Below are 24,574 nucleotides of genomic sequence, written 5' to 3' on the forward strand. Positions count from 1 at the left end.
CGTTCGAACAGGGGCGCGCACGATAGCATGGCGGGCGTATCCCGCGGCCACAGGGCAACGGGGTCAGGCTTTTATCGCCACCACGCTGAGCAGTTGTCCGTCCAGCAGGCAAAACTGCGCATCCAGCTCACTGCCATGTTGCCACTCAGGTGACAAGTCGGTGAGCAGACGCAGGCGTACATGCCCTTGGGGGGTCCAGTTCAACACTTCGGCGTGTTCAAAGTAGAAGCGTTTTTGCACCAGCGGGTATAGCGCCTTGAACAGGCTTTCCTTGACCGAAAACGTCAAGGTGACCAGCAGCGCAATCTGATCTGCAGGCCCGGCGGCCATACGCACAAGCTCATCGGGAGTAAGGATTTCCTTGGCCAGGCGCCTGGCGCGTTCGAGACTGAGCAGGGTTTCCAGGTCGATACCCAGGGCCTGCCAGTCACGTTTAAAGGCTACCAGTGCCCCGGCGCGGCCGTTGCTGTGGGTGATGGCGCCGCTGATATGGTCTGGCCACACGGGCGCGCGGTCTTCACCCAGGCCGGGAGCCACGCAAGTGCCATCCAGTTGCCGCAGCGCTGCGCGGGCGCACAGGCGCCCGGCCAGAAATTCGGCTTGGCGTTTGGCCACTGAGCGTTGAATACTCGCAGGCATATCGATTGCACTGCGGGCAAAGTCGTCGTCTTCAAGCTGTGCCGGGATAAAGTCTGTGCTCAGCCACACACTGGCGGGCAGGACCTCTGGCAAGGGCCAGTCGTCACGCAATGGCGTGCAGCAGGCAGGCAGGGCGGGGAGTCGGTTCATGCCGGGCATTGTGCCGGGGCTTGGCCCGGCTGTGCAATTGTTCAGAGTATGTTCAGGGCACACAACTTACTGTGTGGCTAGGCTGTATGGGACACACGTCCTTCGAGACGCGGATTGGCTTGGGAGAGCGCGATGAAATTGCTGGTGGTTGAAGATGAGGCGTTGCTGCGCCATCACTTGCAAACCCGTCTGACAGAAAGTGGCCATGTGGTCGAAGCGGTGGCCAATGCCGAAGAGGCGCTGTACCAGACCGAACAGTTCAATCATGACCTGGCGATGATTGACCTGGGTTTGCCGGGGCTAGGTGGCCTGGAACTGATTCGCCAGTTGCGTGCCCGGGGCAAGACGTTTCCGATCCTGATTCTCACCGCCCGTGGCAATTGGCAGGACAAGGTCGAAGGGCTGGCAGCGGGCGCTGACGACTATGTGGTCAAGCCCTTTCAGTTCGAAGAGCTGGATGCGCGGCTCAATGCCTTGCTGCGCCGCTCCAGTGGCTTTACCCAGCCGACGATAGTGGCGGGGGCGCTGGTGCTGGACATTAACCGCAAGCAGGCGGTGCTCGACGGCGAGCCGCTGGCGCTGACCGCTTATGAGTACCGGATTCTTGAATACCTGATGCGCCATCACCAGCAAGTGGTGGCCAAGGACCGACTGATGGAACAGCTGTACCCGGATGACGAGGAGCGTGATCCGAATGTGATCGAGGTGCTGGTCGGGCGCCTGCGACGCAAGCTGGAGGGGGCAAACGGCTTTAAGCCAATCGATACGGTGCGCGGCCTGGGGTACTTGTTTACTGAGCGCTGCCGATGATTCGTTCGCTTCGCGTTCGATTGATGCTGGCGGCAACCCTGTTGGCCGTGTTGTTTATGCTGGCGCTGTTGCCGGCGATGCAGGGAGCGTTCAGTCTGGCGCTCAAGGACGCCATAGAGCAGCGCCTGGCGTCAGATGTCACCACGCTGATTTCAGCGGCAAAGATGGAAAAGAACCGCCTCAAGATGCCGGCGTTGCTGCCCGATGAGCAGTTCGATCTGCCGGACAGTCGCCTGCTGGGTTATATCTATGACCGCGACGGGCACCTGGTGTGGCGCTCGCGGGCCACTCAGGAAGAAACCATCAATTACCGGCCGCGCTATGACGGGCGCGGCAACGAGTTTGCAAGTATTCGCGAAGATAACGGCGAAGAGTTTTTTGTCTACGACGTTGAGGTCAAGTTGCTCGGTGGCAAAAGTGCTGCCTTCAGCTTTGTCGCCCTGCAACCGATGCGCGAATACAACCGCACACTGGAAGGCCTGCGGGAAAATCTTTATCTGGGGTTCGGCGCAGCTTTGATTGTGCTGCTGGCATTGCTATGGATTGGTCTGACGTGGGGGTTACGTGCCTTGCGACGTTTGAGTCAGGAACTGGATGAAATCGAAACCGGCGAGCGCGACAGCCTCAGCGAGCAGCACCCGCGTGAGCTGCTGCGCCTGACCGGCTCGTTGAACCGCTTGCTGCAAAGCGAGCGCGAACAGCGCTCACGTTATCGCGATTCTCTTGATGACCTGGCCCACAGCCTGAAAACCCCGCTGGCGGTATTGCAGGGCGTGAGCGAAAGCATGGCCCAGCGCCCGGCTGACCGTGAACAGGCCTGGGTCCTGCAAAGCCAGATCGAGCGCATGAACCAGCAAATCGGCTATCAGTTGCAGCGTGCCAGCTTGCGCAAGAGTGGTCTGGTACGTCACCAGGTCGAACTGCTGCCGGTGGTACAGAGCTTGTGCAATACGCTGGACAAGGTCTATCGCGACAAGGGGGTCAAGGTCAGCTATGACATCCCTGAGCTGAGCCATGTGCCGATTGAGCAGAATGCCTTGTTGGAATTACTGGGCAACTTGCTGGAAAACGCCTACAGGCTGTGCTTGAGCCAGGTACGTATCAGTCTGCACCGTAACGTTCACGGCATTGAGGTCTGCGTCGAAGATGACGGTCCTGGAGTGCCGCCGGATCAGCGTGCGCGCATCCTGCAGCGCGGCGAACGGCTTGACCGCCAGCATCCGGGGCAGGGCATTGGTCTGGCGGTGGTCAAGGACATCATTGAAAGCTATGACGCCACCTTGACCCTGGAAGATTCCTCGTTGGGCGGCGCGGCGTTCAGGATTTATTTCCCGGCGGGCTAATCGACGAACCCTGGTAGCTGCTACGGGAGTACGTGGGGTTCAGGCGGATATCCGCCACCTTCTGCGTTTCAACACGCCCAATGGGCGGAATCCCGCCAAACCCTGACCTGCAAAATATATAAGAATTTTCCTTCAAACTCAGGCGCCATAGGCTATTGCGCGGCATTTGCGCAATGTGGCCCACGGCTTGCAATAAGTGCGAGAGGGCTGCCGTAAGAGCAGCCCCAAAAACAAATCCCTCCAAGTACAGGAGGGTTCGCGCTTTAGGTGTCACCAGTCTCAGACGGAATGATGATTGAGTGATGCACTTGAGGAACTTTGCAATGACGACTCGTCAGCCACTGTACAAATCCCTGTATGTGCAAGTAATCGTAGCGATCGCTATCGGTATCTTGTTGGGCCATTACTACCCGGAAACCGGTGTTGCCCTCAAGCCGTTGGGTGATGGCTTTATCAAACTGATCAAGATGGTCATCGCGCCCATTATTTTCTGTACGGTGGTGAGCGGTATTGCCGGCATGCAGAGCATGAAATCGGTCGGCAAGACCGGCGGCTATGCCTTGCTCTACTTCGAAGTCGTGTCGACTATCGCGCTGTTGATCGGCCTGGTCGTGGTTAACGTGGTTCAGCCTGGCGCAGGCATGCATATTGACGTGTCGACCCTGGATGCCAGCAAAATTGCCGGTTACGTGTCGGCAGGTGCAGACCAGAGCATCGTAGGCTTTATCCTCAACGTGATCCCGTCGACCATTGTTGGCGCCTTCGCCAATGGCGATATCCTGCAAGTGCTGATGTTCTCGGTGATTTTCGGTTTCGCCCTGCATCGCCTGGGTGCCTACGGCAAGCCGGTACTGGACTTTATCGATCGCTTCGCTCACGTGATGTTCAATATCATCAACATGATCATGAAGCTGGCGCCCCTCGGTGCGCTGGGCGCGATGGCCTTCACCATCGGCGCTTACGGCGTAGGCTCGCTGGTTCAGCTGGGTCAGTTGATGATCTGCTTCTACATCACTTGCGTGCTGTTCGTGCTGATCGTGCTGGGCGGTATTGCCCGCGCTCACGGTTTCAGCGTTTTGAAGCTGATCCGCTACATCCGTGAAGAGCTGCTGATCGTACTGGGTACGTCCTCGTCGGAATCGGCCCTGCCACGCATGCTGGTTAAAATGGAGCGTCTGGGCGCGAAGAAATCGGTAGTGGGTCTGGTGATCCCGACCGGTTACTCGTTCAACCTCGACGGTACTTCGATCTACCTGACCATGGCGGCCGTGTTTATCGCCCAGGCGACTGACACCCATATGGATATCACGCATCAGATCACTCTGTTGCTGGTGCTGTTGCTGTCGTCCAAAGGTGCTGCTGGCGTCACCGGTAGTGGTTTTATCGTACTGGCGGCAACCCTGTCGGCTGTAGGGCACTTGCCGGTAGCCGGTCTGGCGCTGATCCTGGGTATCGACCGCTTCATGTCCGAAGCCCGCGCCCTGACCAACCTGATCGGTAACGCGGTAGCAACCCTGGTGGTGGCCAAGTGGGTCAAGGAACTGGACACCGACACCCTGCAAACCGAGCTGAACTCTGGCGGCCGTCCGCTGGAGGATACCCGTCCGCAAGATGATCTGGGTGTGGCTGAAGGCCCGGCCCCGGTGTTGCTCAAGTAAGTTTGAGTGCATAAAAAAACCCGTCTTCGGACGGGTTTTTTTATGCCTGCTCATTCGACCCGGGTCAGGCCGCTGAACACCAGGGGGTTACGGCAGCGTCGACACAGGTAGCCGCGGCCTTGTTTGACCAAAGCGTGACGCTGGGCCGAGAACGGGAAGTCGCTGTCAGGGCAGGGGCAACGGTAGATATAGCGGGTGGCGCTGCGACGCTTGATGGCGTAGGTATGACAGCGATTGGGCGGCAGTTCGTACACCCCGCGCATGATTAATTGCCATTCTTCGCCGTGGGGCGAGATGCGCTCGCCAAACAGTTGATGGGCAACCAGGTGCGCCACTTCATGGGGGACGGTCTGCTTGAGGAAGTCTTCGCTGTTTTCACGGTACAGCTGCGGGTTGAAGCGCAGCAGGTTTTCATGCAAATGGGCGACCCCGGCTTTTTGCCCGCGCAGTTTGAAACTGACGACGGGGCGTTTGAAGGGGCGTTTGAAAAACACTTCGGCCTGTTGGAAACAGTCTTCGACGCGGGTATTGAGCAGCTCGGGCATGCGGTTCGGTTCTCCAGAGCCGGCGATTATGCCGCAAGCGCTGGGGTTGCGAACCTGTTGGCGCCCAATGGTCTTCATGAGCCCGTGGAAGCGAGCCTGATCGCGAACAGCAATCACGAGCAGGTTCGCTTCCACGGGTTGTGGCCTAGTTGGTGTAGATCGGCCCGACGCCCAGGCCCCAGACGATCACGGTGAATGCCATGATCGCCACCAGCACCACCAGGCCCACCGCCAGCACCGAGCTGGAAAACAGGAAGCCTTCGTCCGGGTCGATGCTCATAAAGGTAGGCAGGCCCACGTACAGCAGGTACACCGTGTAGCAAATGGCAGCGGTGCCCACCATCATGCCCAGCCACATATGCGGATACAGCGCCGCCAGCCCGCCGATAAACAGCGGGGTGGCCGTGTAGGTGGCAAAGGCCACGCATCGCGGCAGGCTGGGTTGTGCATCGTAGGTACGGGCCATCCAGTGAATGAATGCGCCCATCACGGCCACGCCCACCAGCATGGCGGCGTAGGACAGCAGGGTCATCCACAGGGCGCTGTCCAGAGTCAGCATCACCGGCGCGCGGTTACCGATTACCCAGCCCACCTGGGTAGTGCCAATAAATGCAGAAATGGCTGGAATCGCTGCCAGAATTAACGTGTGCGTGAAATACATATGGCCGATGCTTTCTTCGGCATCACCACGGATTTCGCGCCACTCTTTATCGGGGTGGGTGAAAAGGCCCACAACGTGATGGATCATGGCTGTCGCTCCTGTATAAGACGCATCGCCCCCAGTGGGACGCGTGCCGGTCGCGCAGCCAGAACGTATTGAGAAGCAGACAGGCGTGCGGCCTTGATGACAAGTATAGGAAACCTGCCGCCCCATAACCTCGGCTCCTTAGAGCTTATTGTGCTGTCAGAGGCGGTCTTATCGCATTGGCGTCTTTAGGCAGGCAAGGGGTTCGTTGACCGGGTATTTTTCGGTAAAATCCCCGGCTTTTGGTCTTAACTCGCGGAATTGAAGCGCTATGGGCACTCACTCGGTCTCTCAAATCAAACTCCAGAAACGCCTGCGTCGATTGACCGGTGAGGCAATTGCCGATTTCAACATGATCGAGCATGGCGACAAGGTGATGGTCTGCCTGTCGGGCGGCAAGGACAGCTACACCCTGCTTGATGTGTTGCTGCACCTGCAGAAAGTCGCGCCGATCCAGTTCGAGATCGTGGCCGTGAACATGGACCAGAAGCAGCCGGGTTTCCCCGAGGACGTGCTGCCGGCATATCTAAAGTCGCTGGGTGTGGAATACCACATCGTTGAAAAAGACACTTACTCGGTGGTCAAGGAGCTGATCCCCGAAGGCAAGACCACCTGCTCGCTGTGTTCGCGCCTGCGTCGCGGCACCCTGTACACCTTTGCCGATGAAATCGGTGCGACCAAGATGGCACTTGGGCATCATCGCGATGATATCGTCGAAACCTTCTTCCTCAACATGTTCTTCAATGGCAGCCTCAAGGCGATGCCGCCCAAGCTGCGCTCCGATGACGGGCGCAATGTGGTGATTCGTCCGCTGGCGTACTGCAACGAGAAGGATATTCAGGCCTATTCCGACTGGCAGCAGTTCCCGATCATCCCGTGCAACCTCTGTGGCTCCCAGGAGAACCTGCAGCGCCAGGTGGTCAAGGACATGCTCCAGGAGTGGGACCGCAAGACGCCGGGCCGCACCGAGAGTATCTTTCGCAGCCTGCAGAACGTGATCCCGTCTCAGTTGGCGGACCGTAACCTGTTTGATTTCGCGAGCCTGAAGATCGACGAAAGCGCAACGCCGCGTTTCGTCAACCTGCTCAATCTGTAAATTGCCGAGAGGAGAGGGCATGCGCGACTACAAATGGCTGCACGAATACTGTCTGAACCGCTTTGGTTCGTCAGCCGCACTTGAAGCCCAATTGCCTGTCCCGAGAACTGCGGAACAGTTGCGCCATATCAGCGATGATCGCTACCTGTCGACCCTGGCCCTGCGGGTGTTCCGTGCCGGGCTCAAACACAGTGTGGTTGATGCCAAGTGGCCGGTATTTGAAGAGGTTTTTTTCGGTTTCGACCCGGAGAAAGTCGTGCTGATGGGCGCCGAGCATCTGGAGCGGTTGATGCAGGATGCGCGGATCATTCGCCATCTGGGCAAGCTTAAAAGCGTGCCACGCAATGCCCAGATGGTGCTCGACATTGCCCACGAGTACGGCAGTTTTGGCGCGTTTATCGCCCAGTGGCCAGTGACTGATATCGTCGGTTTGTGGAAGTACCTGGCCAAGCATGGGCATCAGTTGGGTGGTTTGTCGGCTCCACGCTTTTTACGCATGGTTGGCAAGGACACCTTTGTGCCAAGTTATGACGTGGTGGCCGCGCTGAACGCGCAGAAGCTGGTGGACAAGGCACCCACCAGCCTGCGTGACCTGGCGATTGTGCAGAACGCCTTCAACCAGTGGCACGCCGAAAGTGGCCGGCCGATGTGCCAGCTGTCACAGATGCTGGCGTTTACGGTGAATCACTAAGCCGCCGAGCAACTTCAATTGTGGGAGCGAGCCTGCTCGCGAAGGCCGTTCGCGAGCAAGCCCGCTCCCACAACAGCTGCATCACTCGCCGCTCAGGCGTCGATCCAGCTGGTAGCGCCAGCGCACAAACAGCAATGCACTGACAAATACCGCCACGCTGGCGGCGATCTCCAGCAGGCCGAACACCTGGCGGTTCGGGTCGAATGCCGCCAGCGCGCCCTTGATCAGGTACAGGTTGACCACATAGCAGGTGAACGAGTGCCCACGGGGGCTGCCCATCAGCATGCCGGGTACCACAAACATCAAGGGCACCAGTTCGATCAGCAGGATCACCCACGGGCGCGCGCCGTGCAGGTTGGCAAACATCAGGTAATAAACACACAGCAGGGCGATCAGGCCAAAGAAGCACGCCAGGCTCACTACCCGCATCAGCCTTACCCGCGGCTGCAGCCACTCGATGGGCGGCAGCACTTTTGGCTTTTTAGCCACGGTTGCTCTCCAGTTTGCGGGCAATGGTGGCCAAACGCTGACCCAAGGCCCGGCACAGGGCGATTTCGTGCTCGTCCAGCCCGCGTTTGCCGTCGGCACCTGCGTGATGGCTCGGGCCATAGGGCGTTCCGCCTGCCGTGGTGTGCAGCAGGGCCGATTCGCTGTAGGGCAGGCCGGTGACCAGCATGCCGTGGTGCATCAGTGGCAGCAGCATCGACAGCAAGGTACTTTCCTGGCCGCCGTGCAGGCTGGCAGTGGAGGTGAACACACCGGCCGGCTTGCCCACCAGCGCGCCGGTCAGCCACAGGTTGCTGGTGCCATCCAGGAAGTACTTGAGCGGTGCGGCCATGTTGCCGAAACGCGTCGGGCTGCCCAGGGCCAGCCCCGAGCAGTTTTTCAGGTCGTCGAGGCTGGCGTACATCGCGCCTTCGTCCGGAATGGCAGGGGCCACGGCTTCACATTCGGCAGAAATGGCCGGCACTGTGCGCAGGCGCGCCTCGAGGCCGCCCTGTTCGATGCCACGGGCAATTTGCCGGGCCATTTCGCTGGTCGAACCGTTGCGGCTGTAGAACAGAACCAGAATATAAGGCGCACTCACGACAGGATCTCCAGGACTTTTTCCGGTGGGCGACCAATCACGGCTTTGTCGCCTGCGACCAGGATCGGCCGCTCGATCAACTTGGGATGTGCAGCCATGGCGTCGATCAGTTGCGCGTCAGTGAGACCGCTGTCTGCCAGGTTGAGGGCCTTGTACTCGTCTTCGCCGCTGCGCAGCAATTGCCGTGCGCTGATGTTCAGCTTGGCCAGCAGGTCGCGCAGTTGGGCGGCGCTCAGCGGCGTTTCGAGGTAGCGCACTACGGTAGGGGTCAGGCCGCGGGCTTCGAGGAGTTCGAGCGCACCGCGGGATTTCGAGCAGCGCGGGTTGTGATAAAGCGTCAGATCGGTCATGTGCGGGTCGCATCTTGCGTAAGGTGGCGGCTATTCTACCTGCCTGACGGGCGCGCCTGAACCGTATGCGGTAAATGGCCGCTCGCTGATGTATTTTTGTATGTATTTACCGGGAAGGATCAACGCATGTTTAAGCGACTCATGGCAGCAGTTACCGTCTGCGCCACATTATTGCTGGCCGGCTGCGGAAATGATTATGGGGTCGATCAGCACGGACAGAAGATCGCCTCGGAGCGTCTGGACAAGCAATGGAAGGTCATCAACTACTGGGCCGAGTGGTGTGGCCCGTGTCGTATCGAGATTCCTGAACTCAACTCGCTGGAAAAACAGCTGCAGGGGCAGTCGGTGGGAGTGTTCGGGGTCAACTACGATGGTTTGCAGGGCAAGGAGCTGAGCGACGCGAGTACCGCGCTGGGCATCACCTTTACCGTGCTGGCGCAGGATCCGGCGGAGGTGTTCGATTTACCACGCAGCGAAGCCTTGCCGGTGACTTATATCCTGGATGAGAAAGGCAAGGTGCGGGCAACGTTGATGGGCGAACAGACGGCGGCCGGGGTGTTGGCGAAGATCAAGGAATTGAGAGGGGCCTGAGTCGAAGCCATCGCGAACAAACCCGCTCCCACAGGCTGGCACCAGTCTGTGGGAGCGGGCTTGCTCGTGATTCAAGCGCCGCGGTATCAGCCTTCTTCAGGCCAAAGCCGCAGCGGCTTGCCCTGTTCAGGCCAGAATCGCACCTGCTCGATCGGCGATATGTCCCAGCGCTGTACGGTCTGCAAGGCCTCGAAGAATCGCTGCTCCTGCTCCATCAACGCCGGCGCACAGGCTTTGCGGGTGCTGCCTACGCCACCAAAGGTCAGCTTGTCGCCGTCGAGGGTGTAAGGTGCGAACCAATGGTTGCAACCGCCACTGCCATAGGCCCGGCCAGCATCGTCCAGGGTGACGGTCAGGTGGCTGTTGTCGATCAGCGGTCGTTCGCCGATCCACTCCAGCACGTAGGTGTGGTTTTGCTGCAACTTCACCGGATCACCCGCACACCCCGTCAGGCTTGCGCCCAGCACGGCCAGCAGGATCAAGCGTTTCATTGCGCGGCCTTTTGGCATTGCGGGCACAGGTGCTTGCTGCCTTCAGTGCTCCAGCCCAGCTCGGCAATCCGCGCCGTGGCTGCGGGCTTTTGCGCCTTGGTGCCGAGTTTGGCGTCGACTGCGAACTCGAACTTCAGCTCTTTGGCGCAAGCATCGCAGTTGACCTGCCATTCATGAATCGCCAATTCGCCGAACACCGGCCCTTTGGTGACGGCAACCCACTGGCCACGCGGGTTGATCAGGTGGCGCACCTTGTCGACGCTCAAACGCATGGACAAGGTCTTGCTGCCCTTGAGGGACACAATCAGCACATCACCGGCTTGAATCGAGCCGCCGTTGCCGGTGACTTGATACAGGCCCGGCGCCAGAGCGCGGCATTCAATCAGGGTGTGCTGCGGGTTAAGCAGGCTGTAGCGGAAATCGTGTTCGACCATGGGTCCTCCAAGTAAGTCGCTATGCTAGCACGCAGGCATCAAAGTCCAGACTCAACCTTCGATCAGGTTTTGCGCCGTACCGTTTCTCCAGGCTGCGATATTGCTCAGGGTCGTGCTGGCAATTGCATTCAACGCCTCGCGGGTCAGAAACGCCTGATGGGCCGTGATGATCACATTGGGGAAAGTCAGCAGCCGGGCCAGCACGTCATCCTGCAAGGGCAGGTCGGAGCGGTCCTCGAAGAACAGTTGGGCCTCTTCTTCGTACACATCCAGCCCAAGATAGCCCAATTGGCCACTTTTCAGCGCCTCAATCAGCGCCGGGGTGTCGACCAGCGCCCCCCGTCCGGTGTTGATCAGCATGGCGCCGTGCATGAGGGTGGCCAGGCTGGTGGCGTTGATCAGGTGCTTGTTGTCTGCGGTCAACGGGCAGTGCAGGGAAATGATATGCGAACCGGCCAGCAGTTCGGGCAGGCTGACGTAGCGAGCGCCCAGCGCCAGCAGTTCGGCGTTTGGATAAGGGTCGAAGCACAGCAGCTTGCAGCCGAAACCGGCCATGATCTTGCCGAACGTGGCGCCGATCTGGCCGGTGCCCACCACGCCCACGGTCTTGCCCACCAGATCGAAACCGGTCAGCCCGTGCAGAGTGAAGTCGCCTTCGCGGGTGCGGTTGTAGGCGCGGTGCAAGCGGCGGTTGAGCGCCAGGATAAGGGCCACGGCATGTTCGGCGACGGCGTGGGGGGAGTACGCGGGGACGCGCACCACACTCAGGCCCAGGCGTTTGGCGGCGGGCAGATCCACATGGTTGTAGCCGGCCGAGCGCAGGGCGATCAGGCGGGTGCGGCCAGCAGCCAGTTGCTCCAGCACCGGGGCGCTGAGGTCGTCGTTGATAAACGGACAGATCACTTCGTAGTCATGGGCCAGTGCTACGGTGTCCAGGGTCAGGCGCGCGGGCTGGAAATGCAGCTCGTTACCGTCGTCTTGTGCGGCCGCGATGAAACTGTCGCGGTCGTAGGTCTGGCTGCTGAAAAGAATCGTGCGCATGGGGTCTTCCTTGGTCTGTAACTACAAATCGGCTTTTATGGGAGCGGGCTTGCTCGCGATGGCATCACGGCGGTTTACCTGACATACCGCGCCGCCCGAATCGCGAGCAAGCCCGCTCCCACACGATGATTTTGCTATGCAGTACTGCGTGCTTCTTTGGCCAGGCGTGTGATGGCCTGATCCAGCTCGTCCAGGGCGGCGACGGCGTTGGGGCTTGCCTGCTTGAGCAGGGTCTCGCTGCGCTGGCAGGCCGCACGCAATTGCGGTACGCCGCAGTAACGGGTTGCGCCGTGCAAGCGGTGGACGCGCTCGATCAATGCGTTGTTGTCTCTGGCCTCACGGGCCTGGCGGATAGCGTCGCGGTCGGCTTCCAGCGAAGCCAGCAGCATGGCCAGCATGTCGATGGCCAGGTCCGCCTTGCCTGCCGCCAGTCGCAGCCCCTCATCGTGGTCGAGGACGAGCAGTTGCGTGGTGTGACGGGCCGGTTCGTGCGAGTTGTCGCTGGCCTGATTGCGCAAGGCCAAGCCCGTCCACTTCAACACCACTTGGGCCAACTGCCGTTCGCTGATCGGTTTGGTCAGGTAGTCGTCCATGCCGCTTTGCAGCAAGGCGCGTTTTTCGTTGGCCATGGCGTGGGCTGTGAGTGCAACGATCGGCAGCGGCGTACAGTGGCGCTCGCTTTCCCACTGGCGTAGGACTTCGGTGGTCTCGCGCCCGTCCATGCCGGGCATTTGCACATCCATCAGCACCAGATCGAAATCGTGTGCCTTGACCGCATCAATGGCGGCATAACCGCTGTCCGCTGCAGTCACCTTGGCGCCCATGCCTTCAAGCAGGGTTTGCACCAGCAGCAGATTGGCCGGGTTGTCATCCACACACAGAATGCGCGGCGCGCGGCTGGCCAGCGGTTCGCCGGGTTCGCTGCGGGTTTGTCGCGGGCTGACCAGGTCGGCCAGGGCCCGACGCAGTTTGCGGGTGCAGGCGGGTTTGGCCTGGAGCTGGCTGTGAGGGTTGTCCACCACCGCGTTGAACAGGCCCTGCTCGGTGGTCGGGCACAGAACCAGTACCTTGCAACCCAGGTGCTCGAGATCCCAGATGTGCTGGTTGAGACGCTCTGGCGGGGTGTCATTGGCCGTTACGCCCAGAACTGCCAGATCAATAGCTTGGGCGGTCTGGTGAGCGCCGGTCACACAATTGGTGAGGTTTTCCAGAGTAGTGCAGGGCGTGACTTCCAGGCCGCAGTCTTCCAGTTGATGGTGCAGGGCCTGGCGGGCCAGGTCGTGTTTTTCCAGGATGGCTACGCGCCGGCCCAGCAGCGGCGCGCCGGGCAAGTCTTCGACATCATCGCGAGCCTTGGGCAGCCTGACGCTGATCCAGAACACCGAGCCTTCGCCAGGGGTGCTTTCAACGCCGATTTCGCCGCCCATCTGTTCGACCAGTCGCTTGGAAATCACCAGCCCCAACCCGGTGCCGCCGGGCTGGCGAGACAGTGAGTTGTCAGCCTGGCTGAAAGCCTGGAACAGGGCGCGGATATCCTGGGCGGTCAGGCCGATGCCGGTGTCCTGCACGCTGATGCGCAGTTGCACACTGCCGTCGGTTTCATTTTCGTCCTGGTCTTCAAGCATGGCCCGCACCGCGATGGTGCCCTCGCGGGTGAACTTGATGGCGTTGTTGATCAGGTTGGTGAGGATTTGCTTGAGCCGCAGCGGGTCGCCGATCAGCGACAGCGGGGTGTCGCGATACACCAGGCTGACCAGTTCCAGGCCCTTGTCGTGGGCCGAAGGGGCGAGGATGGTCAGGGTGTCCTGCAGCAGGTCGCGCAAATTGAACGGAATGCTGTCGAGCACCAGCTTGCCGGCTTCGATTTTCGAAAAATCGAGAATCTCGTTGATGATGCCCAGCAGGTTGTCGGCCGATTTTTCGATGGTGTTCAGGTAGTCGAACTGGCGCGGGGTCAACTCGCTTTTTTGCAGCAGGTGGGTAAAACCGAGGATACCGTTGAGCGGGGTGCGGATTTCGTGGCTCATGTTGGCCAGAAACTCGGACTTTATACGGCTGGCCTCCAGGGCTTCCTTGCGGGCCAGATCGAGTTCAAGGTTCTGGATTTCGATGGTTTCGAGATTCTGGCGCACGTCTTCGGTGGCCTGGTCGACGCTGTGCTGCAGTTCTTCCTGGGCATTGTGCAGGGTTTCGGCCATGCGGTTGATGCCCGAGGCCAGTTCGTCAAGTTCGTGGCTGCCCAGTGGCGGCAGGCGGGTTTCCAGATGCCCGTCCTTGAGCTGGGCCACGGCTTGTTTGATTTGCCCCAACGGTGCGTTGATGGTGCGGCTCATGCGCAAGGCCAGCAGGGTGGTCAGCACCAGCCCGGTGACGATCAGCAACAGGCTGGCAAACAGGTTGCGATAGCTGCGCAGCAGCATGCCGTTATGGGACAGCTCCAGTTCGACCCAGCCCAGCAGGCGATGGGCTTCGTTAGGGATCACATCCCCGGCCAGGTTGCGATGGCGGCCAAATACGGGCAATAAATAGCGCGTGGCATCGTTGTCGGTGCGCTGTTGCAGATGGGTACTGCTGCCCAGTGGAGCCTGATTGAGCATGATCGGCCCGGCATGGGCCAGCGGTTCGTGGTTGGCGTTGAGGAACGCCACGGCGCGCACATCCTGTTGTTCCAGAGATTCGGTGGCGATACGGGCCAGCAATGCGGTGTCGTGGCGCCCCATGGCGGGGGCCACCAGGGGGGCGAGTTGTTCGGCGATCATTTCCCCGCGCTGCAACAGTTGCGATTGCAGTTCGGACTGTTGCAGCCAGGTGAAATAGCCGCCGAGCACGCTTGCCATCAAACTGACGGGCAATAGCGTTAACAGCAATACGCGGCCTTTGATACCGAGGTTTTTAAGCACACAACTCTCCAGCCCTGCATTCTTTTAAGAGTGATCCGGGCTTCCCGCCCGGATCAGGTGGCAGTGTAGCCATATGGTGCCCGGCAAATCTTTGAAAATTTGCCATCAATTTCGGTTTATCAGACGGGGTAAAGCCCGTGCCGGTTGCCCGCAGGGGCTCAATCTTGAATAATCGCCGATTGAGAATTACTTGCAGACGCTAATGAATCCCGTAGCTGTTAGCCCCTCGCGCCTACTGACCATTGAAGACGACCCCGTTCTGGGCGCCTATCTGCACGAGCAGCTGGGGCGTTGCGGGTTTGACGTTATCTGGTGCCAGAATGGCCTGGAAGGTCTGGCCCGTGCCCGCCAGGAGCACTTTGACGTGGTGCTGATGGATATCCTGCTGCCCGGCATGAATGGCTTGCAGGTGCTGACGCAACTGCGTCAGACCCACGCTTTGCCGGTGATCCTGATGTCGGCGCTGGGTGCCGAGGCCGACCGTATCAGCGGTTTCCAGCTGGGCGCCGATGATTATTTGCCCAAGCCGTTCAGCATGGCCGAACTGCGGGTGCGCATTCAGGCCATCCTGCGTCGCGTGGCCCTGGATCGCATGCCTGGCGCCCCAACGGTGCAGGAACTGCCACCGGCCGAGAGCGGTTTGCTGTTCGACGACGAGGCGTGCGATGTGCGCCGGGGCGAGCAATGGGCCGGGTTGACCCGCAGCGAGTTCCGTCTGCTCGATACCCTGCAGCGCAATGCCGACGAAGTGTTGAGCAAGGCCTTTCTCTATCAGCAGGTCTTGCAGCGCGGATATGCAGCCCATGACCGCAGCCTGGACATGCATATCAGCCAGATCCGGCGAAAGCTCAAAACTATCGGCTATTACCAGCATGAAGTACGCACGGTGTGGGGCAAGGGCTATGTCCTTAGTGCCAGCGATGCCCCGTAAGGTGCCCGGCAAGAATTCGGTGTTCTGGAAGCTGGCGTGTTTGCTGGTGGTTTTCTGCTTGCTGATGATCTGGCTCAGTTGGTCCTGGGGTCGCTATATGGACAAGCGCACCGGCTTTTTGTCCGAGCAGGCCCACGGCACCCTGGTGCGCTATGCCGGTGAGGCCGAGCGCGCCTGGGAGAGCGCTCAGCAAGCCGGCGTCGACCAGTGGTTGCAGGGCATGGGGCACAGGGAGCCGGGCTGGGTCGGGGTGATTGGTCAGGACCTGCAGTCGCTGAGCAGCTACCCGCTGAGTGATCGAGAAAGTGAGCGGCTGACCTTTTTGCGCGGCCTGGACTGGCCCATCAGCCATATCAAGACGGCGCGGCCATGGATAAAGGTGCCCTTTCCCCGCGACCCGTCGGCGGGCAGCCTGGTGATCGAGTTGCCGCAACGCTTTATGCCCGGGCGCTCCCAGGTGATCTGGCGGATTGTCACCAACGGCGTAATTCCTGGCTTGCTGACCCTGTTGCTGTGCGTGGGCCTGTACCGCGTGCTGATCGTGCCGCTTAACCATCTTCGCGAACAGGCCAATGCCTGGCGGGCTGATCAACTGGGGGCGCGGCTATCGAGCCAGATCACCAGCCGCCAGGACGAACTGGGTGAGCTGGCGCGGGCGTTCGATCAGATGTCCGAGCGCTTGCAGAGTACGGTCTCGCAACAGCAGCAATTGCTCCGCGACTTGTCCCATGAGCTGCGCACGCCCTTGAGCCGTTTGCGGGTAGCCTGTGACAGCGAGCAGGGGGGCGAGGCCTTGCGTGAGCGCCTGGGCCGTGAAGTCGACGGCATGCAACGGCTGGTCGAAGACACCTTGCAACTGGCCTGGCTGGATGCCGAGCGCGGGCCGCTGCCGGTGGAAGACATTCAGGTGCAGGCGCTGTGGGAGATGCTCACCGAAAACGCCCGCTTTGAAAGTGGCTGGCCGCAATCGCGACTGCCTTGTCTGGTGGATGAGCATTGCTGGGTGCGCGGGCATCTCAACAGCCTGGCTCAAGCCATGGAAAATATCCTGCGCAATGCCATTCGCCATTCACCACCCGAGGGTATCGTCAGCCTTGATGGCCGGCGCGAAGGCAATATGTGGCACCTGTGGCTCGATGACCAGGGCGCAGGTGTGGCACCTGAAGAACTGGAGCGGATCTTTGCGCCTTTTACCCGCCTTGATGGCTCGCGTCCCGGCGATGGCGGCTTTGGTCTGGGCCTGAGTATTGCGCGCAATGCCCTGCGGCTGCAGGGTGGCAGTTTGTGGGCAGAGAACCACGGCGGCGGGTTGCGGGTGCATGTTCGTTTGCTTGCCGGACATGCCGCTTAAACGCTCAGGCCGCGGCTGTACAGACATCCCTGTGGGAGCGGGCTTGCCCGCGATGGTATCAGTCCGTTTTACCTGACAGACCGCGGCGTCAGAATCGCGGGCAAGCCCGGCTCCCACAGGAATAATTGTGATGGGTTTGCGGCGCTTATAGCCTTTAACCATAAGCACCGTACTTTGCGTGATATGGGCTGTCGGCGTTTGTCGGTATGATGTGCGGCCCCGCGGTCTGGATTGCGAATACGCCATGACATTGCAGTACCCAACTATCGCCGATTGCGTCGGCAACACTCCTCTGGTGCGCTTGCAGCGCCTGGCTGGAAACACCACCAACACCTTGTTGCTCAAGCTCGAAGGGAACAACCCTGCAGGCTCGGTCAAGGACCGTCCGGCTCTGTCGATGATTGCCCGCGCCGAAGCGCGCGGCCAGATCCAGGCTGGCGATACCCTGATTGAAGCCACCTCGGGCAATACCGGGATTGCCCTGGCCATGGCCGCGGCGATCAAGGGCTACAAGATGATCCTGATCATGCCCGACAATTCCAGCGCCGAGCGCAAGGCTGCCATGACCGCCTACGGTGCCGAGCTGATCCTGGTCAGTCAGGAAGAGGGCATGGAAGGCGCCCGCGACCTGGCCGACAAGATGCAGGCCCAGGGCCTGGGCAAGGTGCTCGACCAGTTTGCCAACGGTGACAACCCCGAGGCTCACTACACCGGTACGGGCCCGGAAATCTGGCGTCAGACCAACGGTACCATCACCCACTTCATCAGTTCGATGGGTACTACCGGTACCATCATGGGCGTGTCGCGCTACCTCAAGGAGCAAAACCCGGGCGTGCAGATCGTCGGTTTGCAGCCGATGGAAGGCGCTGCCATTCCGGGCATCCGCCGCTGGCCGACCGAGTACTTGCCCAAGATCTACCAGGCCGACCGCGTAGACCGCATCGTCGACATGGCCCAGCGCGAAGCCGAAGACGTCACCCGCCGACTGGCCCGTGAAGAAGGCATTTTCTGTGGTGTGTCCTCGGGCGGGGCGGTGGCAGCGATGCTGCGCCTGAACCAGGAAGTCGAAAACGCGGTGATGGTCGCGATCATTTGTGACCGAGGCGACCGTTATCTGTCGACCGGCATTTACGATGCGCCCAACTGATGGCCAAGCAAGAGAGAGGCCTGCGCTTCCAGCCTGCTGGCGGCACCAAGGCTGCGCAAGTGCCTGCGGGCAAGAAACAGCGTTTGAATATCGAGCGCCTGGCCAACGACGGCCGCGGTATTGCCTTTATTGAAGGGCGTACCTGGTTTGTTTCGGGGGCTCTGGCCGGTGAAGAAGTCGAAGCCCGGGTGCTGGGTGCCCATGGCAAGGTCGTTGAAGCCCGTACCGAGCGTGTTTTCAAGGCCAGCGAGATCCGTCGCCAGGCACCCTGTGCCCATGCGGGCAAGTGCGGCGGCTGCAGCGTGCAGCATTTGCCCCATGAAGAGCAGCTTGCACTGAAACAGCGCATGCTCGCCGAGCAACTGTCCCGCGTGGCCGGTGTCGAACCTCAAGAGTGGGCAGCGCCGCTGACCGGTCCCGAGTTTGGCTACCGCCGCCGGGCACGTATCGCCGTGCGCTGGGATGCGCGGGCCAAGCACCTGGACGTGGGTTTCCGTGCTGCTGGCAGCCAGGACATCGTCGCCATCGATCACTGTTTGGTTCTGGTACAGGCTTTGCAACCTATCATGACCGGGCTGCCCGCCATGTTGCGTCAACTGGGCAACCCCAAGGCACTGGGCCACGTGGAGTTGTTCAGTGGTTCGGCGATTGCGGTTTTGCTGCGCCATATGGCGCCGCTGAGCGCTGCCGACATGCAGGTCCTTGAGGCATTTTGCATTACCCATAACGCCCAATTGTGGCTGCATGGCGAAGGCGAGCCACAGCCGGTCGATTTGACCCGGGCCTTGGGCTATCGTCTGGAAACATGGGATTTGCAGCTGGCGTATCGCCCCGGGGATTTTGTCCAGGTCAATGCCGGCGTCAACGAAGCCATGGTGGCTCAAGCCATAAAGTGGCTTGCGCCACAAGCTGACGAACGGATTCTTGACTTGTTCTGTGGGCTGGGTAACTTCGCATTACCACTGGCACAAAAAGCGCGTGAAGTCGTGGCTGTTGAAGGTGTTGCGACCATGGTCGAACGCGCCGCGCAAAACGCGGTCAGTAACAGCCTGCATAATGCAGTGTTTTTTCAGGCCGACCTGTCACAGCCGCTGGTGGATGCAACCTGGGCCAAAGCCGGCTTCAGTGCCGTACTGCTTGATCCGCCTCGCGACGGCGCTTATGAAGTGGTACGAAAGTTGTCTGGCCTGGGTGCCAAACGTTTGGTGTATGTGTCGTGCAACCCGGCCACCCTGGCGCGCGACACGGTTGAACTGATTAAACAGGGTTACCGGTTAAAACGTGCCGCAATCCTCGACATGTTCCCGCAAACAGCGCATGTCGAGGCGATGGCGTTATTTGAAGCAGACTAGGATGTCTGTCTATTTCAACGGGCCCGCAACCCGCGACGCTATGCCCTGTAGCGCGCGGTTGGGATCAGGGCCTGTGATTTCGGCGCATTGAACCTGCGCTGTAGGGAAGGTAAGCAAGATGGTACAGGTCAGAGCACACCAGCCGATCAACACCGACGGCAGTCTCAACCTCGAGGCATGGCTGGATCATGCGGTGAGTGTCGATGTGGCGCTGGACCGTGAAGCCTTGAAAGAAGCGTGTGAGTTTGCACGCGAGGCCGAGCAGCAAGCCAATGCGGCGAAAAACCTGTGGGCCGAGGGCACCTCAAGCTTTCGTACCGGGTTGGAAATCGCCGAGATATTGGCCGATCTGAAACTGGATCAGGATTCCCTGGTTGCCGCGATTCTCTATCGTTGCGTGCGCGAAGGGCAGGTGCTGTTGCCTGCCGTCAGCCAGCGCTTCGGTCCGGTGGTGGCCAAACTGATTGATGGTGTACTGCGCATGGCGGCCATCAGTGCCAGCCTCAGCCCCCGTCAATCGATGGTGCTGGGCACTCAGGGCCAGGTCGAAAACCTGCGCAAGATGCTGGTTGCCATGGTTGATGACGTGCGCGTGGCACTGATCAAGCTGGCTGAACGTACCTGCGCGATTCGCGCAGTCAAAAATGCCCCGGACGAGAAGCGCAACCGCGTCGCCCGCGAGGTGTTCGATATTTATGCGCCATTGGCGCACCGCCTGGGCATCGGCCACATCAAGTGGGAGCTGGAGGACCTGTCCTTCCGCTATCTGGAGCCCGAGCAGTACAAGCAAATCGCCACCTTGCTGCATGAGCGCCGCCTCGACCGAGAGCGCTTTATCAGCGATGTGATGAACCAGTTGCGTACCGAGCTGGAAGCCACCGGCGTGACCGACGCCGACATCAGCGGCCGGGCCAAGCACATCTACTCGATCTGGCGCAAAATGCAGCGCAAGGGCCTGGCCTTCAGCCAGATCTATGACGTGCGTGCCGTACGGGTACTGGTGCCGGAAATGCGCGACTGCTATACCGCGCTGGGCATCGTCCATACCCTGTGGCGGCATATCCCGAAGGAATTCGACGACTATATCGCCAACCCCAAGGAGAACGGCTACCGCTCGCTGCATACTGCCGTGATCGGGCCTGAAGGCAAGGTCCTGGAAGTGCAGATTCGCACCCATGCCATGCACGAAGAGGCCGAGCTGGGGGTTTGCGCGCACTGGCGCTACAAGGGCACTGACGTCAAGGCCGGGTCCAACCAGTACGAAGAGAAAATCTCGTGGCTGCGCCAGGTGCTGGAGTGGCACGAAGAACTGGGCGATATCGGTGGCCTGGCCGATCAGCTGCGCGTCGATATCGAGCCGGACCGGGTGTATATCTTCACCCCCGACGGTCACGCCATCGATCTGCCCAAAGGCGCGACGCCGCTGGACTTTGCCTACCGGGTTCACACCGAGATCGGCCACAACTGCCGTGGTGCCAAGATCAACGGGCGCATCGTGCCGCTCAACTACAGTCTGCAGACCGGTGAGCAGGTCGAGATCATCACCAGCAAGCACGGTACGCCGAGCCGCGACTGGCTGAACCCGAACCTGGGCTATGTCACCACCTCGCGGGCGCGGGCGAAAATCGTCCACTGGTTCAAGTTGCAGGCGCGCGATCAGAACGTCGCTGCCGGCAAAACCATGCTCGAGCGCGAACTCGGCCGTTTGGGCCTGCCTGCGGTGGATTACGAGAAGCTCGCCGACAAGGCCAACATGCGAACCGCCGAGGACATGTACGCGGCGCTCGGGGCTGGCGACTTGCGCCTGGCGCAGTTGATCAACCTGGCCCAGCAACAGGTCGAGCCTGAGCGCGGCAGCGAGCAGATGGAGCTGATCCCGCGCAAGGCCATGGGCTACAAGCCGGGCAAGCGTGGAGACATCCAGATCGAAGGCGTCGGCAACCTGCTGACCCAGATGGCCGGGTGCTGTCAGCCGCTGCCGGGGGATGCGATTGTCGGTTACATCACCCAGGGCCGTGGCGTCAGCATTCACCGCCAGGACTGCGCCTCGGTGCTGCAACTGGGCAGTCGTGAGCCGGAGCGGATGATTCAGGTCAACTGGGGGCCGATCCCGGTCTCGACCTATCCGGTGGATATCGAAATCCGCGCCTACGATCGTTCGGGCTTGTTGCGTGATGTGTCGCAGGTGTTGCTCAACGAACGGATCAACGTGCTGGCGGTCAACACCCGCTCGAACAAGGAAAACAACACCGCGTTGATGACCTTGACCATCGAGATCCCGGGGCTGGATGCGCTGGGGCGTTTACTGGGGCGGATCTCGCAACTGCCGAACATCATCGAAACCCGCCGGATCGGGCGTAGTGAGCCGCGCTGATCCTTTGTGGTAGCGGGCTTGCTTGCGATTGCATCACCTCGGTGAGTCAGCTGTACCGGGGTGTTCATATCGCGAGCAAGCCGCTCCCACAGGGTGTGGTTAGCGTGTGCCAAAGGATTACAGATGTACAACCTCGACGACCTGCTGCACCTCATGGCCCGCCTGCGTGACCCGCAGTACGGCTGCCCGTGGGATATCAAGCAAACGTACGCCACTATCGTGCCTTATACCCTCGAAGAGGCCTACGAGGTCGCTGACGCCATTGAACAGGGTGACTTCGAGCACCTGCAGGGCGAACTCGGCGATTTGCTGTTTCAAGTGGTGTATTACAGCCAGCTGGCCCGGGAAGAAGGCCGTTTCGAGTTTGCCGGGGTGATCGACAGCATTACCCGCAAGCTGATCCGCCGTCACCCCCATGTCTTTCCCACCGGTGACCTGTATGCGCCGCTGGATGTGCCGCGCTTGAGCGAAGAACAGGTCAAGGTACGCTGGGATGAGATCAAGGCCGAGGAGCGCGCAGAAAAGTCTACCGCCCCCGAGCAGTTGTCCTTGCTTGACGATGTGCCCGTCGCCTTGCCTGCCCTGTCCCGCGCCGCCAAGCTGCAAAAGCGCGCCGCCCAGGTCGGTTTTGACTGGCCAGCGGCATTGCCGGTGCTGGACAAGGTGCGTGAAGAGCTGGATGAAGTGCTGGAGGCCATGGCCGACAACGATTCGGCGGCCATTCATGACGAAATCGGCGACCTGCTGTTTTCCGTGGTCAACCTGGCCCGTCATCTTAAAGTGGACCCGGAAAACGCCTTGCGTGGTGCCAATGCAAAATTTGATCGACGTTTCCGGTTTATCGAGCAGGCATTGCGCGATACCCTGCGTCCCATTGAAAGTTGCACCCTTGAAGACCTGGACGCCCTGTGGGGTGAAGCCAAGCGCCAGGAAAAGAATTTGCCCAGCTGCGGCTGAGTTTGCCTAAGTGAGTAAGTAGATGAGCATTTCCCTACGCGACCAGTTGCTCAAAGCCGGACTGGTCAACGAGAAGCAGGCCAAGCAGGCCGGCAAAGAAAAACAGAAACAACAGCGTCTGGCCCACAAAGGCCAGATCGAACTGGACGACACCCAGCAGCGTCTGGCTGCCGAAGCCAAGGCCGAGAAGGTCAAGCGCGACCAGGAACTGAACCGCCAGCAGCAGGAGAAGGTCGAGCAAAAAGCCCGTGCTGCGCAGATCAAGCAATTGATCGAAGTATCACGTCTGCCCAAGCTGACCACTGAGGACTACTACAACTTCGTTGATGACAAAAAGGTCAAGCGCCTGTCGGTCAACACCCTGATGCGCAACAAGCTGGCCAATGGCTCGCTGGCGATCGTGCAGCACCAGGGCGGCTACGAAGTCATCCCCCGTGAAGCTGCACTGAAGATCCAGGAGCGCGATCCGCGCCGGATCGTGCAGCTGAATATCCTGGTTGAGCCGAAAACCCCGGAAGAAGACGATCCGTACGCGGCCTATCAGATCCCTGATGACCTGATGTGGTAGTGCTGGCATAACCTGTGGGAGCGAGCCTGCTCGCGAAAGCGTTCGCTGCTCTTCGCGAGCAGGCTCGCTCCCACAGAGTGTTGCGTTGGCGCATAACAAAACAAACCCCGCTTCGGCGGGGTTTGTGTTTTTCAAGACAGTAGTTTCTTCTGCTCAGGCCTGGCGTTTCTGCGCTTCCAGCTTTTCCAGCTCAGCCTTGTAGCTGTGAGCGTCGCTTTCGCGGTGGAACATGCCTACCAGTATGTCTTCTTGATGCACATCCCATAGGTGTACACCGTGGGCTACCAGTTGGTGGAACATACGTGAATCGTCGCGCTCAGTTACTTTGATAGTCATCTGCTTGCTCCAAATTCTGATGAGGGCCTGCGGCAAGGCGTCGCAGGACTTCTTTATAGAATCTGTTAGCTTCCTAAGTAAATAGCTGATTGTCGCGCTGTCATCTTGCAGAAAATCCTTAAACCCTGCAGCCCTTTAAGCACGGGGTGTTTACGGATTTGTTTAATAGTTTTATGAAAAATGTTTCATGTTTTTGGTGTGTTACAGACCAAAAAAACCTCGCCGAAGCGAGGTTTTTTTGAGGCTTGCAGCTAAAGGCTTGTCGCTTAGTTGCCCTTGACCGTTTTGCCATCCACCGTGCCGTCCAGCAGCATGATGTTGTATTCCTTGCCGTCTTTTTCGACCTGGCGCAGTTTGACCAGCAGCGAACCCCAGTTCTTGGCGAACCACATTTCAGTGATGCGCTTGTTCTGTGTCGGGTCGCGTACGCGCTCAACCTTGATTGCGTCGACCTTGCCAGCCTTGGTTTCAACCACTTCAGGGCCGATCACGCGAAAGTCATAGGTGTCGACGTCATTGCCATCAACCACCTGGTAGCTCATGGACTTTTTGCCGGCTTCTACGTCACGCTGCAGTGCCAGCTGGTAGGTGGACTTGTCGAGCATGCCGCTGAGCAAGGGTACTTTGACAGCGTCGCCCTGATCGGTGCCGGTGACCATCTTGGCCGCCCAGTCGAAATCCAGATCGATCTTCTTGGCTTTTCCCAGGCCGCCACGTTCAAAGTGGTAGGTCAGCGGGATCAGCGTGTTTTTCTCGATTTTGAGGGTGCTTTCTTCGTTCAGGCTGGCTACCAGCATTGAAGCCTTGAAATTCAAGGTCCAGATACCATTGTCACCCTTGGTCAGGCTGCGCTCGGCAGAACCGCTCATGGGCAGCTGTTTCCAGTCTGCGGTGTAGCTGGCCTTGAAAGGCTGAAGATCGGCCGCTTGGACTGCTGGAATAGCCAGCAGGCTAAGGGCGAGAAGCAGGGCACGACGCATAAGTTCT

25 protein-coding genes are annotated in these 24,574 nt (G+C 59.9%); 13 read left to right on the top strand and 12 right to left on the bottom strand.

Going from position 1 to position 24,574, the window contains the following annotated elements; translation table 11 throughout:
• Nucleotides 1-63: 63 nt before the first annotated feature.
• The gene (locus HBN79_RS16140; protein ID WP_095003055.1) at nucleotides 64-789 is read right to left on the bottom strand and encodes a 4'-phosphopantetheinyl transferase superfamily protein; all 726 of its coding nucleotides are present in this window, start codon (nucleotides 787-789) and stop codon (nucleotides 64-66) included.
• Nucleotides 790-921: 132 nt separating this feature from the next.
• On the opposite strand from HBN79_RS16140, the gene HBN79_RS16145 reads away from it, so the two are divergent.
• The 3 genes from HBN79_RS16145 (at nucleotide 922) to HBN79_RS16155 (ending at nucleotide 4,600) form a co-directional block, all read left to right on the top strand.
• Nucleotides 922-1,599 (top strand): response regulator, encoded by a 678-nt coding sequence (locus HBN79_RS16145; RefSeq protein ID WP_016779832.1) that lies wholly within the window; start codon nucleotides 922-924, stop codon nucleotides 1,597-1,599.
• On the top strand, nucleotides 1,596-2,942 hold the full coding sequence (locus HBN79_RS16150) for an ATP-binding protein (RefSeq protein WP_095019415.1): 1,347 nt from the start codon (nucleotides 1,596-1,598) through the stop codon (nucleotides 2,940-2,942). The genes HBN79_RS16145 and HBN79_RS16150 overlap by 4 nt, the downstream gene beginning before the upstream one ends.
• A gap of 323 nt (nucleotides 2,943-3,265) precedes the next feature.
• On the top strand, nucleotides 3,266-4,600 hold the full coding sequence (locus HBN79_RS16155) for a dicarboxylate/amino acid:cation symporter (RefSeq protein WP_095003057.1): 1,335 nt from the start codon (nucleotides 3,266-3,268) through the stop codon (nucleotides 4,598-4,600).
• 50 nt (nucleotides 4,601-4,650) lie between these two features.
• Here the strand turns inward: HBN79_RS16155 and HBN79_RS16160 are convergent, their stop codons facing one another.
• Nucleotides 4,651-5,145, bottom strand: coding sequence for a SprT family zinc-dependent metalloprotease (locus HBN79_RS16160; RefSeq protein ID WP_095019416.1), 495 nt, complete (start codon nucleotides 5,143-5,145; stop codon nucleotides 4,651-4,653).
• 145 nt (nucleotides 5,146-5,290) lie between these two features.
• Complete coding sequence (locus HBN79_RS16165; RefSeq protein WP_095003059.1) at nucleotides 5,291-5,893, bottom strand: Yip1 family protein; 603 nt, start codon at nucleotides 5,891-5,893, stop codon at nucleotides 5,291-5,293.
• Nucleotides 5,894-6,161: 268 nt separating this feature from the next.
• Here HBN79_RS16165 and ttcA point away from each other — a divergent pair, with 268 nt between their 5' ends.
• Nucleotides 6,162-6,986 carry a tRNA 2-thiocytidine(32) synthetase TtcA gene (ttcA, locus tag HBN79_RS16170; protein ID WP_095003060.1) on the top strand — a complete coding sequence of 275 codons (825 nt, stop codon included), beginning with the start codon at nucleotides 6,162-6,164 and terminating at the stop codon, nucleotides 6,984-6,986.
• A gap of 19 nt (nucleotides 6,987-7,005) precedes the next feature.
• Nucleotides 7,006-7,677 carry a DNA-3-methyladenine glycosylase I gene (locus tag HBN79_RS16175; protein WP_095020929.1) on the top strand — a complete coding sequence of 224 codons (672 nt, stop codon included), beginning with the start codon at nucleotides 7,006-7,008 and terminating at the stop codon, nucleotides 7,675-7,677.
• Nucleotides 7,678-7,758: 81 nt separating this feature from the next.
• Here the strand turns inward: HBN79_RS16175 and HBN79_RS16180 are convergent, their stop codons facing one another.
• Genes HBN79_RS16180 through arsC form a run of 3 tightly spaced genes read right to left on the bottom strand, consistent with a single transcriptional unit; the run spans nucleotide 7,759 to nucleotide 9,114 of the window.
• Nucleotides 7,759-8,166, bottom strand: coding sequence for a DUF2069 domain-containing protein (locus tag HBN79_RS16180; RefSeq protein ID WP_095003062.1), 408 nt, complete (start codon nucleotides 8,164-8,166; stop codon nucleotides 7,759-7,761).
• On the bottom strand, nucleotides 8,159-8,764 hold the full coding sequence (gene wrbA / locus HBN79_RS16185) for an NAD(P)H:quinone oxidoreductase (RefSeq protein WP_095003063.1): 606 nt from the start codon (nucleotides 8,762-8,764) through the stop codon (nucleotides 8,159-8,161). The genes HBN79_RS16180 and wrbA overlap by 8 nt, the downstream gene beginning before the upstream one ends.
• The gene (gene arsC, locus HBN79_RS16190) at nucleotides 8,761-9,114 is read right to left on the bottom strand and encodes an arsenate reductase (glutaredoxin) (RefSeq protein ID WP_095019417.1); all 354 of its coding nucleotides are present in this window, start codon (nucleotides 9,112-9,114) and stop codon (nucleotides 8,761-8,763) included. The genes wrbA and arsC overlap by 4 nt, the downstream gene beginning before the upstream one ends.
• Nucleotides 9,115-9,240: 126 nt before the next feature.
• On the opposite strand from arsC, the gene HBN79_RS16195 reads away from it, so the two are divergent.
• Nucleotides 9,241-9,705, top strand: coding sequence for a TlpA disulfide reductase family protein (locus HBN79_RS16195; RefSeq protein WP_095003065.1), 465 nt, complete (start codon nucleotides 9,241-9,243; stop codon nucleotides 9,703-9,705).
• A gap of 86 nt (nucleotides 9,706-9,791) precedes the next feature.
• Here HBN79_RS16195 and HBN79_RS16200 read toward each other — a convergent pair whose 3' ends face one another.
• From HBN79_RS16200 to HBN79_RS16215, 4 genes are all read right to left on the bottom strand, one after another.
• Entirely contained in the window at nucleotides 9,792-10,196 is a 405-nt protein-coding gene (locus HBN79_RS16200) for an META domain-containing protein (protein WP_095003066.1), read from the bottom strand.
• Complete coding sequence (locus HBN79_RS16205; RefSeq protein ID WP_095003067.1) at nucleotides 10,193-10,630, bottom strand: hypothetical protein; 438 nt, start codon at nucleotides 10,628-10,630, stop codon at nucleotides 10,193-10,195. Before HBN79_RS16205 ends, HBN79_RS16200 begins: the two co-directional genes overlap by 4 nt.
• Before the next feature lie 51 nt (nucleotides 10,631-10,681).
• Nucleotides 10,682-11,671, bottom strand: coding sequence for a 2-hydroxyacid dehydrogenase (locus HBN79_RS16210; protein ID WP_095003068.1), 990 nt, complete (start codon nucleotides 11,669-11,671; stop codon nucleotides 10,682-10,684).
• Between the two features lie 134 nt (nucleotides 11,672-11,805).
• Nucleotides 11,806-14,571: a response regulator gene (locus tag HBN79_RS16215; RefSeq protein ID WP_169916885.1), complete on the bottom strand. Its 2,766-nt coding sequence runs from the start codon at nucleotides 14,569-14,571 to the stop codon at nucleotides 11,806-11,808.
• Nucleotides 14,572-14,773: 202 nt separating this feature from the next.
• Here HBN79_RS16215 and HBN79_RS16220 point away from each other — a divergent pair, with 202 nt between their 5' ends.
• The 7 genes from HBN79_RS16220 (at nucleotide 14,774) to HBN79_RS16250 (ending at nucleotide 23,251) form a co-directional block, all read left to right on the top strand.
• Nucleotides 14,774-15,502 carry a response regulator transcription factor gene (locus HBN79_RS16220; protein ID WP_095019419.1) on the top strand — a complete coding sequence of 243 codons (729 nt, stop codon included), beginning with the start codon at nucleotides 14,774-14,776 and terminating at the stop codon, nucleotides 15,500-15,502.
• Nucleotides 15,492-16,853: a sensor histidine kinase gene (locus HBN79_RS16225; protein ID WP_095003071.1), complete on the top strand. Its 1,362-nt coding sequence runs from the start codon at nucleotides 15,492-15,494 to the stop codon at nucleotides 16,851-16,853. The genes HBN79_RS16220 and HBN79_RS16225 overlap by 11 nt, the downstream gene beginning before the upstream one ends.
• Nucleotides 16,854-17,097: 244 nt before the next feature.
• The gene (gene cysM, locus HBN79_RS16230; RefSeq protein WP_095003072.1) at nucleotides 17,098-18,000 is read left to right on the top strand and encodes a cysteine synthase CysM; all 903 of its coding nucleotides are present in this window, start codon (nucleotides 17,098-17,100) and stop codon (nucleotides 17,998-18,000) included.
• Nucleotides 18,000-19,352 (top strand): 23S rRNA (uracil(1939)-C(5))-methyltransferase RlmD, encoded by a 1,353-nt coding sequence (gene rlmD / locus HBN79_RS16235; protein ID WP_095019421.1) that lies wholly within the window; start codon nucleotides 18,000-18,002, stop codon nucleotides 19,350-19,352. Before cysM ends, rlmD begins: the two co-directional genes overlap by 1 nt.
• A 118-nt stretch (nucleotides 19,353-19,470) precedes the next feature.
• A complete protein-coding gene (gene relA, locus HBN79_RS16240) occupies nucleotides 19,471-21,726 on the top strand; it encodes a GTP diphosphokinase (protein ID WP_169916886.1) in 2,256 nt (751 codons plus the stop codon).
• 123 nt (nucleotides 21,727-21,849) lie between these two features.
• The gene (gene mazG, locus HBN79_RS16245) at nucleotides 21,850-22,683 is read left to right on the top strand and encodes a nucleoside triphosphate pyrophosphohydrolase (RefSeq protein ID WP_095019422.1); all 834 of its coding nucleotides are present in this window, start codon (nucleotides 21,850-21,852) and stop codon (nucleotides 22,681-22,683) included.
• A 22-nt stretch (nucleotides 22,684-22,705) separates the two neighbouring features.
• Entirely contained in the window at nucleotides 22,706-23,251 is a 546-nt protein-coding gene (locus HBN79_RS16250; RefSeq protein ID WP_019827734.1) for a DUF2058 domain-containing protein, read from the top strand.
• Between the two features lie 153 nt (nucleotides 23,252-23,404).
• Here the strand turns inward: HBN79_RS16250 and HBN79_RS16255 are convergent, their stop codons facing one another.
• Together HBN79_RS16255 and HBN79_RS16260 are read right to left on the bottom strand one after the other, a co-directional pair.
• Nucleotides 23,405-23,587 (bottom strand): hypothetical protein, encoded by a 183-nt coding sequence (locus HBN79_RS16255; protein ID WP_016779856.1) that lies wholly within the window; start codon nucleotides 23,585-23,587, stop codon nucleotides 23,405-23,407.
• Between the two features lie 266 nt (nucleotides 23,588-23,853).
• On the bottom strand, nucleotides 23,854-24,567 hold the full coding sequence (locus tag HBN79_RS16260) for a DUF3108 domain-containing protein (RefSeq protein ID WP_095019423.1): 714 nt from the start codon (nucleotides 24,565-24,567) through the stop codon (nucleotides 23,854-23,856).
• Nucleotides 24,568-24,574 lie beyond the last annotated feature (7 nt).

Source organism: Pseudomonas sp. WS 5051, from assembly GCF_012985715.1.
In the GTDB taxonomy this organism is placed as follows: Bacteria; Pseudomonadota; Gammaproteobacteria; order Pseudomonadales; family Pseudomonadaceae; genus Aquipseudomonas; species Aquipseudomonas bubulae.

Coding starts and splice junctions, on each gene's coding strand:
- HBN79_RS16140 (WP_095003055.1), bottom strand. CDS start 789: ATGAACCGACTCCCCGCCCTGCCTGCCTGCTGCACGCCATTGCGTGAC.
- HBN79_RS16145 (WP_016779832.1), top strand. CDS start 922: ATGAAATTGCTGGTGGTTGAAGATGAGGCGTTGCTGCGCCATCACTTG.
- HBN79_RS16150 (WP_095019415.1), top strand. CDS start 1,596: ATGATTCGTTCGCTTCGCGTTCGATTGATGCTGGCGGCAACCCTGTTG.
- HBN79_RS16155 (WP_095003057.1), top strand. CDS start 3,266: ATGACGACTCGTCAGCCACTGTACAAATCCCTGTATGTGCAAGTAATC.
- HBN79_RS16160 (WP_095019416.1), bottom strand. CDS start 5,145: ATGCCCGAGCTGCTCAATACCCGCGTCGAAGACTGTTTCCAACAGGCC.
- HBN79_RS16165 (WP_095003059.1), bottom strand. CDS start 5,893: ATGATCCATCACGTTGTGGGCCTTTTCACCCACCCCGATAAAGAGTGG.
- ttcA (WP_095003060.1), top strand. CDS start 6,162: ATGGGCACTCACTCGGTCTCTCAAATCAAACTCCAGAAACGCCTGCGT.
- HBN79_RS16175 (WP_095020929.1), top strand. CDS start 7,006: ATGCGCGACTACAAATGGCTGCACGAATACTGTCTGAACCGCTTTGGT.
- arsC (WP_095019417.1), bottom strand. CDS start 9,114: ATGACCGATCTGACGCTTTATCACAACCCGCGCTGCTCGAAATCCCGC.
- HBN79_RS16195 (WP_095003065.1), top strand. CDS start 9,241: ATGTTTAAGCGACTCATGGCAGCAGTTACCGTCTGCGCCACATTATTG.
- HBN79_RS16200 (WP_095003066.1), bottom strand. CDS start 10,196: ATGAAACGCTTGATCCTGCTGGCCGTGCTGGGCGCAAGCCTGACGGGG.
- HBN79_RS16205 (WP_095003067.1), bottom strand. CDS start 10,630: ATGGTCGAACACGATTTCCGCTACAGCCTGCTTAACCCGCAGCACACC.
- HBN79_RS16210 (WP_095003068.1), bottom strand. CDS start 11,671: ATGCGCACGATTCTTTTCAGCAGCCAGACCTACGACCGCGACAGTTTC.
- HBN79_RS16220 (WP_095019419.1), top strand. CDS start 14,774: ATGAATCCCGTAGCTGTTAGCCCCTCGCGCCTACTGACCATTGAAGAC.
- HBN79_RS16225 (WP_095003071.1), top strand. CDS start 15,492: ATGCCCCGTAAGGTGCCCGGCAAGAATTCGGTGTTCTGGAAGCTGGCG.
- cysM (WP_095003072.1), top strand. CDS start 17,098: ATGACATTGCAGTACCCAACTATCGCCGATTGCGTCGGCAACACTCCT.
- rlmD (WP_095019421.1), top strand. CDS start 18,000: ATGGCCAAGCAAGAGAGAGGCCTGCGCTTCCAGCCTGCTGGCGGCACC.
- relA (WP_169916886.1), top strand. CDS start 19,471: ATGGTACAGGTCAGAGCACACCAGCCGATCAACACCGACGGCAGTCTC.
- mazG (WP_095019422.1), top strand. CDS start 21,850: ATGTACAACCTCGACGACCTGCTGCACCTCATGGCCCGCCTGCGTGAC.
- HBN79_RS16250 (WP_019827734.1), top strand. CDS start 22,706: ATGAGCATTTCCCTACGCGACCAGTTGCTCAAAGCCGGACTGGTCAAC.
- HBN79_RS16255 (WP_016779856.1), bottom strand. CDS start 23,587: ATGACTATCAAAGTAACTGAGCGCGACGATTCACGTATGTTCCACCAA.
- HBN79_RS16260 (WP_095019423.1), bottom strand. CDS start 24,567: ATGCGTCGTGCCCTGCTTCTCGCCCTTAGCCTGCTGGCTATTCCAGCA.